The organism is Cupriavidus sp. FW305-27 (assembly GCF_058787995.1).
This window is the reverse complement of sequence record NZ_JBYTAG010000069.1, coordinates 1-14,614: the sequence shown is the minus strand read 5'-3', so window position 1 is coordinate 14,614 and position 14,614 is coordinate 1. Positions and strand designations below refer to the sequence as shown.

The 14,614-nt window shown below is 68.9% G+C and carries 11 protein-coding genes and 1 pseudogene; 6 read left to right on the top strand and 6 right to left on the bottom strand.

Annotated features, from left to right (window positions below):
* Window positions 1-6: 6 nt before the first annotated feature.
* The 5 genes from AC3WRI_RS26800 to AC3WRI_RS26780 form a co-directional block, all read right to left on the bottom strand.
* Complete coding sequence (locus tag AC3WRI_RS26800; protein WP_011614988.1) at window positions 7-963, bottom strand: ABC transporter permease; 957 nt, start codon at window positions 961-963, stop codon at window positions 7-9.
* Between the two features lie 48 nt (window positions 964-1,011).
* A complete protein-coding gene (locus AC3WRI_RS26795; RefSeq protein ID WP_010813140.1) occupies window positions 1,012-1,983 on the bottom strand; it encodes an ABC transporter permease in 972 nt (323 codons plus the stop codon).
* 33 nt (window positions 1,984-2,016) lie between these two features.
* Window positions 2,017-3,642 (bottom strand): ABC transporter substrate-binding protein, encoded by a 1,626-nt coding sequence (locus tag AC3WRI_RS26790; protein WP_492294421.1) that lies wholly within the window; start codon window positions 3,640-3,642, stop codon window positions 2,017-2,019.
* A gap of 189 nt (window positions 3,643-3,831) precedes the next feature.
* Complete coding sequence (locus tag AC3WRI_RS26785; RefSeq protein WP_439668704.1) at window positions 3,832-4,590, bottom strand: IclR family transcriptional regulator; 759 nt, start codon at window positions 4,588-4,590, stop codon at window positions 3,832-3,834.
* A 448-nt stretch (window positions 4,591-5,038) separates the two neighbouring features.
* On the bottom strand, window positions 5,039-5,830 hold the full coding sequence (locus AC3WRI_RS26780) for a GntR family transcriptional regulator (protein ID WP_492294419.1): 792 nt from the start codon (window positions 5,828-5,830) through the stop codon (window positions 5,039-5,041).
* 547 nt (window positions 5,831-6,377) lie between these two features.
* Between AC3WRI_RS26780 and AC3WRI_RS26775 the strand changes: the two genes are divergently transcribed.
* The 5 genes and pseudogenes from AC3WRI_RS26775 to AC3WRI_RS26755 all read left to right on the top strand — a co-directional run bounded on the left by AC3WRI_RS26775 (window position 6,378) and on the right by AC3WRI_RS26755 (window position 11,097).
* Window positions 6,378-7,544, top strand: coding sequence for a thiolase family protein (locus tag AC3WRI_RS26775; RefSeq protein ID WP_010813145.1), 1,167 nt, complete (start codon window positions 6,378-6,380; stop codon window positions 7,542-7,544).
* Between the two features lie 17 nt (window positions 7,545-7,561).
* Window positions 7,562-7,960 (top strand): Zn-ribbon domain-containing OB-fold protein, encoded by a 399-nt coding sequence (locus AC3WRI_RS26770; protein WP_010813146.1) that lies wholly within the window; start codon window positions 7,562-7,564, stop codon window positions 7,958-7,960.
* Between the two features lie 65 nt (window positions 7,961-8,025).
* Window positions 8,026-9,765, top strand: coding sequence for a long-chain fatty acid--CoA ligase (locus tag AC3WRI_RS26765; RefSeq protein WP_439669019.1), 1,740 nt, complete (start codon window positions 8,026-8,028; stop codon window positions 9,763-9,765).
* A gap of 31 nt (window positions 9,766-9,796) precedes the next feature.
* A pseudogene (locus AC3WRI_RS26760) lies at window positions 9,797-9,988 on the top strand (CoA transferase); the annotation flags it as partial.
* A gap of 254 nt (window positions 9,989-10,242) precedes the next feature.
* A complete protein-coding gene (locus AC3WRI_RS26755; RefSeq protein WP_492294417.1) occupies window positions 10,243-11,097 on the top strand; it encodes a Bug family tripartite tricarboxylate transporter substrate binding protein in 855 nt (284 codons plus the stop codon).
* A gap of 144 nt (window positions 11,098-11,241) precedes the next feature.
* Here the strand turns inward: AC3WRI_RS26755 and AC3WRI_RS26750 are convergent, their stop codons facing one another.
* On the bottom strand, window positions 11,242-11,412 hold the full coding sequence (locus tag AC3WRI_RS26750; RefSeq protein ID WP_439669018.1) for a helix-turn-helix transcriptional regulator: 171 nt from the start codon (window positions 11,410-11,412) through the stop codon (window positions 11,242-11,244).
* Between the two features lie 326 nt (window positions 11,413-11,738).
* Between AC3WRI_RS26750 and AC3WRI_RS26745 the strand changes: the two genes are divergently transcribed.
* A complete protein-coding gene (locus AC3WRI_RS26745; RefSeq protein WP_492294416.1) occupies window positions 11,739-14,582 on the top strand; it encodes a winged helix-turn-helix domain-containing protein in 2,844 nt (947 codons plus the stop codon).
* Window positions 14,583-14,614: the final 32 nt, after the last annotated feature.

Here is a 14,614-nt window from a genome sequence, read left to right as displayed (position 1 = left end):
GGCTCCTTACCCTTCCAGCCGCGGATTGAGCACGCGGCGCAGGCGGTCGCCCACCAGGTTGATCGAGCCGATCAGCAGCACCAGGGCCACGCCCGGGAAGATGCTGATCCAGTACTTGTTCGACAGCATGTATTCGAAGCCATTGGCGATCAGCATGCCCAGCGACGGCTGCGTGCGCGGCAGCCCGATGCCGAGGAAGCTCATGGTGGCCTCCAGCGTGATCGCATGCGCGATCTGCAGCGTTCCGGTCACCACCAGCGGCGCCATGCAGTTGGGCAGGATATGGCGGAACATCACGCGCAGCGCCGGCAAGCCCTGGCCAAGCGCGGCCTCGACATATTCCTTGCGCCGCTCCACCTGCGCCGCGCCGCGCACGGTGCGGGCAAAGTAGGCCCACTGCACGATCACCAGCGCCAGAAGGGTCTTGTCCACGCCCTGCCCCAGCACCGCCAGCAGGATCAGCGCCACCAGCACCGCGGGCAGGCTCAGCTGCAGGTCGACCACGCGCATGATGGCGGCATCCGCCACCCCGCCGAAGTACGCCGCGGCCAGGCCCACGGCGCTGCCGACCATCAGCGCCACCACCGCGCTGATCACGCCCACGCCCACGCTGATACGGATGCCATAGAAGATGGCGCTGAGCAGGTCGCGCCCGGCGCCGTCGGTGCCCAGCCAGTAATGCGGCCGGCCTTCGTAGCCGACACTGCCCGGCGGCAGTTCGGAGTCGATCACCGACACCGTGGCGAGGTCATAGGGATTCTGCGGGCTGATCACATGGGCCAGCACGGCAACCAGCAGCAGCGCCACCAGCAGTGCCAGCGCGGCGGCGGAGACGCGGTTGGCGCAGAAGCGCCGCAGCAGCGAGGGCCGTGCCGCAGGCGGCGCGGCGGCAGGCGCCGGTTCCGCCGCGGCCGGCGCAAGCGCGGGCACGGCAGTGTCGGCTTCAGATACAGGCAGGGACATCGGTTCAGTCTCGTTCTTTTGGAGGGAGAAAAGCGGCGGAGGCGGGATCTAGGCCGGCTTGTGCCGCAGGCGCGGGTCCAGCACCACGTAGAGCAGGTCGACCACCAGGTTCAGCACCACGAACAGCACCAGCGTGACCAGCAGGTAGGCCACCACCACCGGACGGTCCAGCGCCAGCACCGAATCGATGATCAGCTTGCCCATGCCAGGCCAGGAGAACACCGACTCGGTCACCACCGAGAACGCGATCAGGTGGCCGAACTCCAGGCCGACCACGGTGACGATCGGGATCAGCACATTGGGAACGACATGGCGCAGCACCAGCCGCGCGCCGCCCACGCCCTTGGCGCGGGCAAACTTGATGTACTCCTGACCGGCCACTTCGCGCGTGCCGGCCTCGGTGAGGCGCGCGACCAGCGAGATCTTGAACAGCGACAGCGTCAGCGCCGGCAGCAGCAGGAAGCGCATGCCTTCCCAACTGGTCACCGACAGCGGCATGCCCAGCACCGTGCTGACCGGCCCGCGCCCGCCCGAAGGCAGCCAGCCCAGGTTCACCGAGAACACCAGGATGCAGATCATGCCGATCCAGAAGGTCGGCATGATCACGCCGCCGAGCGAGCACGCCATCAGCATCCGCGCCAGCCGGCTATGCGGCTTGAGGCCCGCAAACACACCCATCGGGATGCCGATGCCCAGCGACAGCAGCAGCGCCGTCACGGCCAGTTCCAGCGTGGCCGGCACGCGGCTGACGATCAGCTCGATCGCCGGCCGGTTATAGATGAAGGAATCGCCCAGGTCGCCGTGCAGGGCGCCCTGCAGGAAGCGCAGGTATTGCTGCGGCATGGGCAGGTCCAGGCCGAGCGCGTGGCGCGCCTCGGTGATTTCCTGCTCGGTGGCGGTGGGGCTGACCAGCAGGTGCACCGGGTCGCCGATCAGGTTGACCGCGCAGAAGGTCAGCACCGACATGATCCACAGCACCGCAAGGCTCTGCAGCAGCCGTTTGAGAAGGGTTTCGAACATGATGATTAAAGGCGGGATAGTCCGTGGCGCGGGTCAGCGTTGCGGGGCGGCGGGCGGCGCCGGGCGGATATTGCTGGCATAGGTGAAGCCGTCGCTGCGCGGCTGCACCGCGAGCCCGTCGCGATAGGCCCACGCGGCGCGCAGGTGATGCAGCGGCACGATGCCCGCGTCGGCGGCCAGCTTCTCGGCCGCGCGCTGCTGCGCCTGGTCGCGCGGCGCCGGCGCCATGGTATGCATCGATTCCTCGATCAGCGCATCCACTGCCGCGTTGGCATAGCCGCTGCGGTTGTTGGCGCCCAGCCCGGCGGCCTTGTCCTGCGCATGCGCCACCGCCACCAGCGGCTCCAGCGAATCGCCGCTGACCGCGCCGATGCCGAGCAGGAAGACGCTGAATTCCGGCTTGCCGCCGTCGCCGCCCGAGGTGGCGCGGGTGATATAGACCGAATACGGCAGCGTGCGCACCTCGGTGCGGATGCCGGCGCGGGTCAGCATCTGCCCCACCGCCTCGCAGGTCTTGGCGTCGTTCAGATAGCGGTCGTTGGGGCAATGCAGCGTCAGGCGGAAGCCCTCGGGATAGCCAGCCTCGGCCAGCAGGCGGCGCACCCGCGCGGCATCGGCACGCGGCGCCGGCACGTTGGGGGCAAAGCCGAAGAAACCCTGCGGCACCATCTGCCCGGCCGGCACGGAATCGCCCCTGGTCACGCGCGCCGCGATCAGGTCGCGGTCGATGGCCAGGCTGATGGCCTGGCGCACCCGGGCATCGCGCAACGGATTGGCCGCCAGCGGCTGGCCGGCGTTGTCCTGCACATAAGGCGACACCGCGCGCGCCTGGTCCAGCTGCAGGTAGTTCAGCATGTACGAGGTCGCCGATACGGTGCGGATGCGGCCGTTGGTGCGCGCAAAGGCTTCGGCGATGCTGGCCGACGAGGCGTCGATCACATCCACCAGCCCCGACAGCAGCGCCGAGGCCCGCGCCGGCTCCTTCGGGATGAACTGGAACACCACCCGCTGCCACGGCTGCGGTCCGCCCCAGTAGCCCGGATTGCGCGCCAGCGTCAGCTGCTGGCCGTGCTCCCAGGCCACCAGCTTGTATGGGCCGGTGCCGATGCTGGCACTGCCATGGGCAAAGTCGGCCTCGCGCACGGCCTTGCCGAGCGAGCGCGGCAGCATCGCCACCATGCCGATGTTCTGCGGCAGCACCGGATTGGGCGAGCGCGTGCGCACGCGCAGCGTCAGCGGCCCCGTCACCTCTACCGCTGCAACCGACTTCAGGTAAGTGCGGAAGGTGCGCGCCCCCGGCAGCTTCATGGCGCGCTCGATCGAATAGCGTGCATCCTCGGCGGTGAATGCCTCACCGTTGCTGAAACGCACGCCCGGGCGCAGCTGGAATTCCCAGTTGCGGTCGTCCAGCTGGCGCCATGCCGTGGCCAGCTGGGGCACCGGGCGCAGCGCATTGTCCAGGCCGACCAGGGTCTCGTACACGTGGCCCCACAGGTTGCGGCCGGCGGCGTCCAGCACATGGGGATCGGCGGCGCTGATCTCGGCCTTGTAGCCGATGCGCAGGTCGGCGGCATGCGCGGCGTGGCCGGCCGCGAGCAGCGCGAAGGCAGCCAGGGCAGCGGCGATACGTGACGCCAGGTGGACAGCAAGGTGAGACATGGGGATCTGGTTTGTTTCTCGAAACAATGTTTCATTCAGTGATACCGCGTATCGAAGAATAAGACATCGAAGCCGTCGTCGAAAAGCAGGGTTTACCCCTGTGATTCGCGCGGCCAAAGAAAAAGCGGCGCCGAAGCGCCGCTTTTGAGATATCGGGAATTTGCGCGGTCCTGCCGCGCCCAGCCGGGTTCAGCCGCCGGTATGCCCGAGCGCGCGTGACAGCGCGGCGGCCTCCGCCACCACCATCGCCACATGCCGGTCCAGCGCCTCCTGCGTGGTCCGGCTGGCCGGGCTGGCGATGCTCAGCGACGCCACTGCCGCGCCGCTGTGATCGCGCAGCGGCGCGGCGGCAGAGACAGCATCGGCATCGCGCTCGCCAAGCGACACCGCATAGCCCGCGGCGCGGATCGCCGCAAGCTCGTCGCGCAGGGACTGCGGCTCGATGATGGTCTTGGCGGTGAAACGTTCCAGCTGGCGCGCCAGCACGGCGTCCAGCACCTCGGGCGCAGCGTAGGCAAGCAGCAGCTTGCCGGAGGCCCCCACATGCAGCGGCCGGCGGTTGCCGATCTCGGTATGCACGCGCACCGATTGGGTCGACTCATGCCGCGCCACACACACCGACTCCAGCCCGTCGCGCACGCGCACGATCACGTTCTCGCCGCAGGCCGCGCCGATCGCCGCCAGCCGCGGCGCCACCAGCTTGACCAGGTCGAACTGCTCGCGCGCGGCATTGCCCACCAGCAGCGCGTTGTAGCTGAGCTTGTAGACCGCTGCCGGCGACTCGCGCGCGATCAGGCCGCGGTGCTCCAGCGTGGTCAGCAGGCGGAACGCGCGCGCCTTGGTCAGCCCGGCCCGCCGCGCCAGTTCGGTCACGCCCAGCGATGGGTGCTCGGCCACCAGCATCAGCAAGCCCAAGGCTTCGTCCACCGCTTCAACGATGTAGGTCATCGATCCTTCTTCGCCATGTTCGTAAATGTCCCATCGCGGATTGTAGCGGTCGCCGCGAGCATTCGGTATGCACTGCGTCACACAGACAGGCGACGCAGTGCATACCGAAGGAAGATGAATCAGGCAGAGTCTCCGGCGAGGGGGCACCACCTGCGAACCCCACAATCTGGAATTTTCGAATGCAAAGCCCGGCTTATGATCGGCAGTACTCGCAGCACCTCATGCACAGATTAGAGATTGACGCAGACAACCTTGTACCTGACCAGAGCCCTGCACCGCTCGCTGCAGCAACAGCCCGACCAAGTCGTCACCATCTTCCGCGGCCGGCACCGCACTTACGCGGGCCGGGCTTGCCGATGACAACGTCTTCGATGACGAACGGGGTCTTGGCCTCGTAGAGGACAGCAGCCTTCATCCTTGTCTCCTTCGCTGCGCCGGGATGCAGCCGTTACAGCTGCACCCGGCTGCGCTTGAGCTGGAACGCCACCGTCACCCGGTCCGCCGGATAGATCGTGTCGGTGATCTCAAGGATCCTGCCCTGCGCGTCCTTGTAATGGCGGATCAGCCGCAGGCCGGCCGAGCCCGGCTCGGCGCCCAACACCGCTGCCAGCCGCGCATCGATCAGCACGCCGTGAATCACCTGCCGGATCTCGGCAATGGCCACGCCGCAATCGCGCTCGATCAGCGCGCTGACCAATAGCCTGGGGTTGTTGCGGATGGTATCCGCCAGGTGCGCCAGCGAGGCGTCGATGTAGATGTCGGCGCGCGCCACCGGCGTGCTGCCCTTGCGCGCATCGACCCGCGTGCCGGAAAAACGCAGCCATTCGCTGCCAATCGGCACCTCCAGCAGGCGGGCCTCGGCGCGGTCCAGCGTGACGCTGTGCACCGCCTCGATACTGCGGATCTCGGTGGCTGCCACCCGCACCAGGTCTTCTGCGGTGCCGAACGACTGGATGTACGACGCGTCCGGGTTGGCGCTCTCGACGATGGTCCCCACCGCCTTCTTGCGCGAGATATAGCCCCAGTCCTGCAGCAGCTTGAGTGCCGCGCGCACGGTATGGCGGCTGACGCCATGCTGCTCGGCGAGATCATGCTCGGTCGGCAGCAGGCTGCCGACCACGCGGCGGCCCTCGACGATATCCCGGACCAGGGTGCTGGCCAGCTCGGCATAGCGGGTCGAGGCGGTCGCCCCCGGCGCCGCCGGTGCTTCCGCACGCTTGTCGTTCAGTTGGTTGCGCATGGCAATGAGATGTCCCGGGCCGATGCATGAAAAATGGGTCCGCGCATTCTAAGACAAGCGGCAGCGGCACCCGGAGCCGCGCCGCTCAGGCCTCGAAGAAGCGCCGGTCCGCTTCGGCCGGCACCGTCATGCTGGCGCAAGACCTCGTCTCCCGCCGTGACTATGTCCGTACATAGTGGAGGGCGGACCAAGCTATGTCAATGATCGGAATATCCAGGAAATCTTGGCGGAAATTCACCCACCCGATACGGGTGGGCCGGCGCCTTGACTTGCCACCGAACCGCGCTGATCTCTTACTATGTACGTACATAAAGCCGCATGCCGGACGTCGCAGGGATCGACCAAATGAGCGCAACGTGCAAAAGCTGACCGACGAACGGCCGGGCGCGTGTGCAATGCGCAGCAGGTGATCGACGCCATCGAGTCTTTCAGCAGGGTGCGCACCAAGGAAGAGATCGCACAGTGCCTCGGCGGCAGGGTGCCGTTCGGCCCGGAAACCCCTGCAATATCCATGCGTAGCACCATTTGACGCACCAGAGGAGAAAAGATGAGCATCAAGGGCAAGGCCTATATCGTCGGGGCCTATGAGCACCCGACCCGCAAGGCACCGGACAAGTCGGTGGCGCAGCTGCACGCTGAAAGCGCCAAGGGCGCGCTGCAGGACGCTGGCCTGACGCTGGCCGACGTGGACGGCTACTTCTGCGCCGGCGATGCGCCGGGGCTGGGCGCGGTCAACATGGTCGACTATCTCGGTCTCAAGGTGCGCCATGTCGACTCCACCGACACCGGCGGCTCCGCCTACCTGGTCCATGTCTCGCATGCGGCGCAGGCCATCGCGGCCGGCAAGTGCAACGTGGCCCTGATCACGCTGGCGGGGCGCCCGCGCTCGGAAGGCTCCAGCGGCACGCAGGCGCGCAACTGGGGCGCCAACCTGCCCGACGCGCCGTTCGAGAGCCCCTTCAGCCCGGTCACAGTCAACCTGTACGCGATGGCGGCCATGCGCCATATGCACGAGTACGGTACCACTGCCGAGCAGTTCGCCTGGGTCAAGGTGGCCGCGTCGCACCACGCGCAGCACAACCCCCATGCCATGCTGCGCGACGTGGTCACGGTCGAAGACGTGCTGAACTCGCCGATGATTTCCGATCCGCTGCACAAGCTCGACTGCTGCGTGGTATCGGACGGCGGCGGCGCACTGATCGTGGCGCGCCCGGAAATCGCCGCCACGCTGAAACGGCCCAAGGTGAAGATCCGCGGCGCCGGCGAGTACATCAAGGGTCAGCTCGGTGGCGAAGTCGACCTGAGCTGGTCCGGCGCGCGCTTCTCGGGCGCGACGGCATTTTCCGAGGCGGGCGTCACGCCGGCCGACATCAAGTACGCGTCGATCTACGACAGCTTCACCATCACCGTGCTGATGCAGCTGGAAGACCTGGGCTTCTGCAAGAAAGGCGAAGGCGGCAGGTTCGTCGCCGACGGCAACCTGATCTCGGGCGTCGGCAAGCTGCCCTTCAACACCGACGGCGGCGGCCTGTGCAACAACCACCCGGCCAACCGCGGCGGCATCACCAAGGTCATCGAGGCCGTGCGCCAGCTGCGCGGCGAAGCCCACCCGGCGGTGCAGGTCGCCAACTGCGACCTGGCGCTGGCGCAAGGCACCGGCGGCTACCTGGGCTCGCGCCACGGCAGCGCCACCCTGATCCTTGAACGTGAATAATGCGCGGGAGCAATGACATGACGACCCCACATACCCCCTTTGCCTACAAGGCACCGGACGAGCAGCCCGACAACCTTCCCTTCTGGCAGGCCGCGCGCGAAGGGCAATTGCTGGTCAAGGTCTGCGACGACTGCGGCAAGCCTCACTGGTATCCGCGCGTGCTGTGCCCGTTCTGCATGGGCACCACCTCATGGAAGCCAGCCAGCGGCCGCGGCACCATCTACAGCTTCAGCGTGACGCGCCGCGCCGGCCCCAATCCGTTCTGCATCGCCTACGTGAAGCTGGACGAAGGCGTGACCATGATGACCCATATCGTCGACTGCGACCTCGACACGGTGCGGATCGGACAGAAGGTACAGGTGAAGTTCTCGCCCAGCGATGGCGGCGCACCGGTACCGACGTTCACGCTGGCCTGAGGCCGGCTGCTGGATGGGCGATACCGCGCTCTGACGGCAACTGCAACATGACAGTAAAGACAACCATGACCCACAACTATCTGCCCGATGCAGGCGTCACCGCCGTCCCCGCGGGTCCGCTTGCGGTGGACGCCGCAGTGGCGCTCGGCGACGTGCCGCGCGTCTTCCATATGCCGCACACCACCCTGGCGGAGAACCTTGAGATCTCGGCCCGGCGCTTCCCCGACAAGGTCGCGGTCCAGTTCTACCACGGCGCCACCACCTATGCCGAACTGCTGGCGCAGGTGGAGCGCATGGCCGGCTACCTGCAGCAGGCATGCGGCGTGCGCCGCGGCGACCGCGTGGTGCTGCTCAGCCAGAACAGCCCGCAGTTCATCGTGGCCTACCACGCGATCCTGCGCGCCGATGCCGTGGTGGTGCCGGCCAACGCCATGCTGCTGGAAGACGAGCTGCGCCATATCGTCACCGACAGCGGCGCGGTGGCCGCGTTTGCCGCAAGCGAGCTGGTCGGCCAGGTGGCGCCGCTGGTCGGCACCACGCCGCTGCGCCACGTGATCGTGCATCACTATGGCGATGCCCTGCCCGCGCAGCCCGACGACGGACTCTCGATTCCGGACTGGGTGCAGCAGCGCTCGTCCGGCACGGCGTTGCCGGCCGGCGCGGTCCACTGGCAGCAGGCCATGGCCGCCGGCTCCACGCCATCGCCGCGCTCCGCAGGCCTGGACGACCTGTGCATGCTGCCCTACACCTCGGGCACCACCGGGGCGCCCAAGGCCTGCATGCACACGCACCGCACGGTGATGGTGTCGGTGGCGGGCTCGCAGCTGTGGCGGCGCTCGCACGCCGAATCGACCTTCCTGGCAGTGGCGCCGATGTTCCACCTGCTCGGGCTGCAGAACGGCGTCAACGCGCCGGTCTACATGGGCGGCACCATCGTGCTGCTGCCGCGCTGGGACCGGCGCACCGTGGCGCAGCTGGTGGCGCGCCATCGCGTCACGTTCTGGGCTGCGCCGCCGCCGATGCTGGTGGAGTTCTTCGCGCAGCCAGGTATCGAGTCATTCGACCTGAGCAGCCTGGCCTGCGTGGTCGGGGGCGGCGCGGCGGTGCCCGACAGTACCGCGCGGCTGATGAAGGAGCGCTACGGACTGCAGTTTGTCGAAGGCTACGGCCTGACCGAGACTGCCTCGTTCATCATCGCCAACCCGCTTGCCGCAGCGCGCTCCGGGCACCTGGGCGTGCCGACCTACGGCGTCGATGCGCGCGTCATCGATCCCGCCACGCTGACCGAAGTGCCGCGCGGCGAGGTCGGCGAGATCGTGGTGCACGGCGCGCAGGTGATGCTGGGCTACTGGAACCAGCCCGCGGCCAATGCCGAGAGCTTTATCACGATCGACGGCAAGCGCTTCTTCCGTACCGGCGACCTTGCCAGCGTCGATGCCGACGGCTACTTCGTCATGCGCGACCGCCTCAAGCGCATGGTCAACGCCTCGGGCTACAAGGTGTGGCCGGCCGAGGTGGAAGCGATCCTGCATACCCACCCTGCCATCCTGGAAGCCTGCGTGATCGCCGCGCGCGATCCGCACCGGGGCGAGACCGTGAAGGCGGTGATCGTGCGGCGTGACGGCGCCGGCGTTTCCGAGGAAGAGTTGCTGGCGTGGTGCCGCACCAGCATGGCGACCTACAAGGCGCCGCGCATCGTGCAGTTTGTCGAACGCCTGCCGCGCTCCGCCACCGGCAAGATCGCGTGGCGCGAACTGCAGGAGCAGGAGATGCAGGGAGCTCCGTTGCCGAACCGCAAGGCCTAGTGTCCTGCTCCGCAGACAGAACGGCGCGCCGAGCTTCGTCGAAGTCGCGGGCGTGGTGCAGCCGGCACCGGCGCCGCGATTCCTCGGCACGCCTTCCGAGATCTCCGGCCCCGCGCCGGCGCGCGGCGAGCATGGCGCCGCCGCGCTGCGCGACTGGGGCTTCGATGCCGATGGCGTGGCACAGCTGCAGGCACAGGGCCTGGGACTGATGGCAGAGCGCTAAGGCGCACACGCGCGGCAGGCGCCGCGCCGCACAACTCAATGTCCACCTGGCCGGCATCGTCCGGCCGCGTGTTTTGCTCCGGCCCCGTGCCGGAGCATTCTTTTCATGGCTGCCCCGCTGCGTGGCACCGCCACCTAGGGCAATCTCGCCCAGCCGATATGGGGGGCATGCAAGGTGCCGGGCATCCTATAACTTCCCACATGCAGCCCTTCTTGCTGCGCAGTCTCCTACCCCCCTTCCCGAGGTATCACATCATGCGCATGAAGTCCCTGATCGCGATGGCAGCGATGGCGTGGAGCGCCGCCTGCGGTGCCCAGAGCTACCCGTCGCGTCCCATCACCGTTGTTGTCCCGGGCCCGCCCGGCGGCGCCACCGACACCGTGGCGCGCGCACTGGCCGAGGACATGGGCAAGCGTCTCGGGCAAACCATCATCGTCGACAACAAGCCCGGCGGCGCGGGCGTGATCGCGGTGCAGGCCATCACGCGCAGCGCGCCGGACGGCTACACCATCCTGCTCACCCACTCCTCGCCGCTGATCAACACGCCGCACCTGTACCGCAACGTGCCGTATGACGTGCGCCGGGACCTGGCCTTTGTCACCGAACTCTGCATCGCCAAGATCGTGCTGGCCGTGAACCGGGACGTGCCGGTAAAGAACATGCAGCAGTTCCTCGACTGGGCCGCGAAGAACAAGGGCAAGGTCAGCTACGGCTCCTATGGCGTCGGCACCTTCCCGCACCTTGTCGGCGCGCACCTGAACCAGGTGCGCGGCCTGGACATGGCGCATGTGGCCTACAAGGGTGAAGCGCCAATGGCGCAGGACATGATCGCCGGCAATATCGCCTGGGCGATCGGCTCGATGAGCACGCTCGGCCCGCATATCAAGAGCGGCCGGCTTACCGCCCTCGCCGTGATGGGCGACAAGCGCATCAAGGAGCTGCCCGACGTACCGACCATGGCCGAGGCCGGGCTGAAGGAGCAGGAACTGCGCTCGCCCGCCTGGCTTGGCCTGTTCGCGCGCTCCGGCACGCCGGCGGCGGTGCTGTCGCGGCTGGAAGCGGAAGCGCGGGCGTCGGTCCAGTCGCCGACCATGCGCGCGCGGCTCTAGGCACTGGCCATGGATCCGGTGGGCAACTCGCCGGCGGAGTTCCGGCGCGAATTCGACGCGACCGAGCCCGTGGTCGCCCAGATGATCAAGGCCAGCGGCGCCACCGCGGAATAAGGCAAGCGCGCAGCCGGGTGGCCAGTGCGGTCAGCCCGGCCGCTGCAACGCGCTGCGCGCCACCAGGATCGCATCGTAGCGGCGCGACACATTGAGCTTGGCGTAGATCTGGCGCAGGTTCCACTTGACGGTGTCGACGCTCAGGTTGAGCACCAGCGCAATGCGCTTGTTCGACATCGACTGCTCAAGCAGCGCGAGGATCTCGCGCTCGCGCCCGCCCCCATCGGCAACCTCGTCCGGATCGGGCGGGGTTGGCTCCAGGAACAGGCCACGCGCGCACCACTGGCCAGCAGATATAAGGCGACGCCTTGTGACCGGGCACCCGGCAAACCCTCCCCCACCTGTTGCTGGTGGCCTGCGGGTGCTGCGCGCGTCTCACCCGGGCCACGCGGACAGCCGGCCAGGCGTGGCTTGGCCGCCGCGCCGCGTCTGCCAGTACAATCGCGACAACGTGCCGCCTTTGGCCGGCATCGCGCTGCCCCACCCGCATTTCCTCCGCATCTCACCTGCACCGTCCTGCCTCGCCCATGCCCCAGACGCCAGCCAATCCGCCAGCCGCTCCCCGCAGCCAGCCCGCCGCGCCAGTCTCGCAGCCGTCCCGGCCGGCGTCGCTGCGCAGCGCGGCGCGCGTGGTCGCGCGCGAGCGCCTGCTGGTGCAGTTGACCGAGGCACGGCGCCGGCGCTGCATCGTGCTGCAGGGCCCGGCCGGCTACGGCAAGACCGCGCTGCTGACCGCGTGGCGGCTGGACCTGCTCGCGCTCGGCTTCGACATGGCCGCGCTGACGCTGGAGCCGGCCGACAACGAGCGCCAGCGCTGGCTCGACCGCCTGCTCGGCTGCCTGTCCGAGGTCAGCCCCGCGCTGACGCGCGAAGCCATGGTCCTGGCCGACCGCGGCACCGACGACGAAGCCGTCGAGCGCGCCATCATCGCGCTGGTGCGCGGCATTGCCGCCCACCCGCGCGACGTGACCCTGGTGCTCGACGACGTGCACCACCTGACGGCGCGCGTGCTGGAGCCGCTGCAGTGGCTGCTCGACTATGCCCCGGCCAATTTCCATGTGGTGCTGGCCTCGCGCGTGGCGCTGCCGCTGTCGCTCGGGCGCCTGCGCGACCAGGGCATGCTGCTGGAGCTGGACCAGCGCGACCTGCGCTTCACGCTGGCTGAATCGCAGCATTTCCTGCGCGCCCAGCTGGGCGACATCAGCCCGCGCGATGCGCGCATGCTGCACGAGCTGACCGACGGCTGGGTGGCCGGCCTGCAGCTCTTTGCCGCGCACTGGAAGCGCAAGAAGGCCAACGCCAGCGGCCTCACCTTTGCCACCGGCTTCGTGCAGGCCAGCGTGCAGGATGCCGGCGCCTTCGCAGAATATTTCGAACGCGAGGTGCTGTCGCGCCTGGCGCCGGACGAAGCCGAGCTGCTGGTGCGCGCCGCCGCGTGCGAACGCTTCACCGCGTCGCTGTGCGAGGCCCTGGGCGAGCAGGCGCTGGGCGAAGGCGAGATCCTGGCGCTGCTGGCGCGGCTGGAACAGGAGAACCTCTTCATCACCCCGGCGCAGGGCCCCGAGCGCGAATCCTGGTACCGGTTGCATCCGCTGCTGCGCGAAACCCTGGCCCAGCGCTTCCGCTCGCGCAGCGAGGCCCAGCAGCGCGCCGTGCACGCGGCGGCCTGGCGCTGGTTCCGCGACCATCGCATGCTGGAAGAGGCCGTGCGCCATGCGGTGCTGGCCGGCGACGCCGACACCGCCGCCGACCTGGTGCAGCGCTATGCCGACACCCTGATCATGCGCGGCGAGGTGCGCAAGGCGCTCGGGCTGCTGCGCGCCATCCCCGCCTACCAGGTGCAGGCGCGCCCCGAACTGCGCCTGCTGGCGCTGCGCACGCAGATGTTCTCGCGCGAGCTGGACGCGTGCGCCGCGGCCGCGGACCGGCTCGAGGCCGACATCCCGCCGGGCGACGCCTCGCTGCGCTACCGGCTCGCGCTGCTGCGCTTTTCCCTGGTGCTGCTGCAAGACGACAGCCAGGGCGCGCTGGCGCTGCTGCCGCAGATCGAGAACGTGCCCGCCGACATGCCGGCGCTGTTTATCGGCTCGCGCAACAACCTGCTGTCGTGGCTCTACATGCACCTGGGGGACTACGAGCGCGCCCGCCGCATCCAGACCGAGGCAGCGCCGCTGGTGATCGACGGCGTGCCGCTGCTGGGCACCGCCAGCGGCATGCTCAACGGGCGCTGCATGATCGGCTTCAGCCATGCGCTGGAAGGCAACATGATCCAGGCCGAGCGCGTCGCCCGCGACGTGCTGCGCGAAGTCGAGCAAGCGGGCCACGGCGGCGCCGAGCCGGAGTACTTTGCCGCGGCCCTGCTGGGCGAGGCGCTGTACGAGCAGAACGACCTGGAGGCTGCACGCCGGCTGCTGGAGGACCGCGTCGACGTGCTCGAGCGGGTCTCGATCCCGGACTCGGTGCTGCGGGTGCACACCGTGCTGGCAGCCGCGCACTGGATCTGTGGCCACCGGCTCGATGCCTTCGTGCAACTGGAGCGGCTGGAAGACTACGGCACCCAACTGCGCCTGGACCGGCTGGTCGCGCAGAGCCTGGCCAACCAGATCCGGCTGCACCTGGCCAGCGGCGACATTGCCGCCGCCGAGGCCGCGCTGGCGCGCCTGGATGCCATTGCCGCACGCCATCGCAACGCGCCGCGCGGCTCGCTGGACGCCATCCACATGGTGACCGAACGCGCCCACCTGCTGTTCAGCCTGGCGCATGACGACATGCGCGGGGCCGAGGCCCGCACCGCAGCGCTGATCGCGTACTGCGAGGCGCGCGGCTGGCAACGCCACGTGGCGCAGATGCACATGCTGGCGGCCGTGGTGGCATCGCGCCGCGGCGACGCCGAGGCGGCACGCACGCATGTGCTGGAAGGCTTGCGCCGCGGCCACCGGCTCGGGCTGATGCGCAGCGTGATCGATGCCTGCCCCGGCGCGCTCGGCCAGATCGTGCGCGTGGCCGCGGACACCACGCTGGACCCGGTGCTGGCCTTCTATGTCGAACGCCTGCAGGCCACCGTGCCGCCGCGCGCCGCGCAAGCCGGCGCAGCGGGCGGCGCGGCCGCGGCTGCCGCGCCCGCCGGCAACCCGGCCCGGGCCGACGCGCGCCTCGAGGAACTGAGCGACCGCGAAGCCGATGTCGTGCGCCTGCTCGGCCAGGCCCTGCCCAACAAGAAGATTGCGCGCACCCTGGGCCTGTCGCCGGAGACGGTGAAATGGCACTTGCGCAACATCTTCCGCAAGCTGGGCGTGAGCAGCCGCGACGAGGCCGTGGCCCGCGCCCGCGACCGCGAGCTGGACCAGGCGCCGCCTGACGCGCCGCACTGACGGCGCAACCGCCCCCTCTCCCTCCCCCCTCC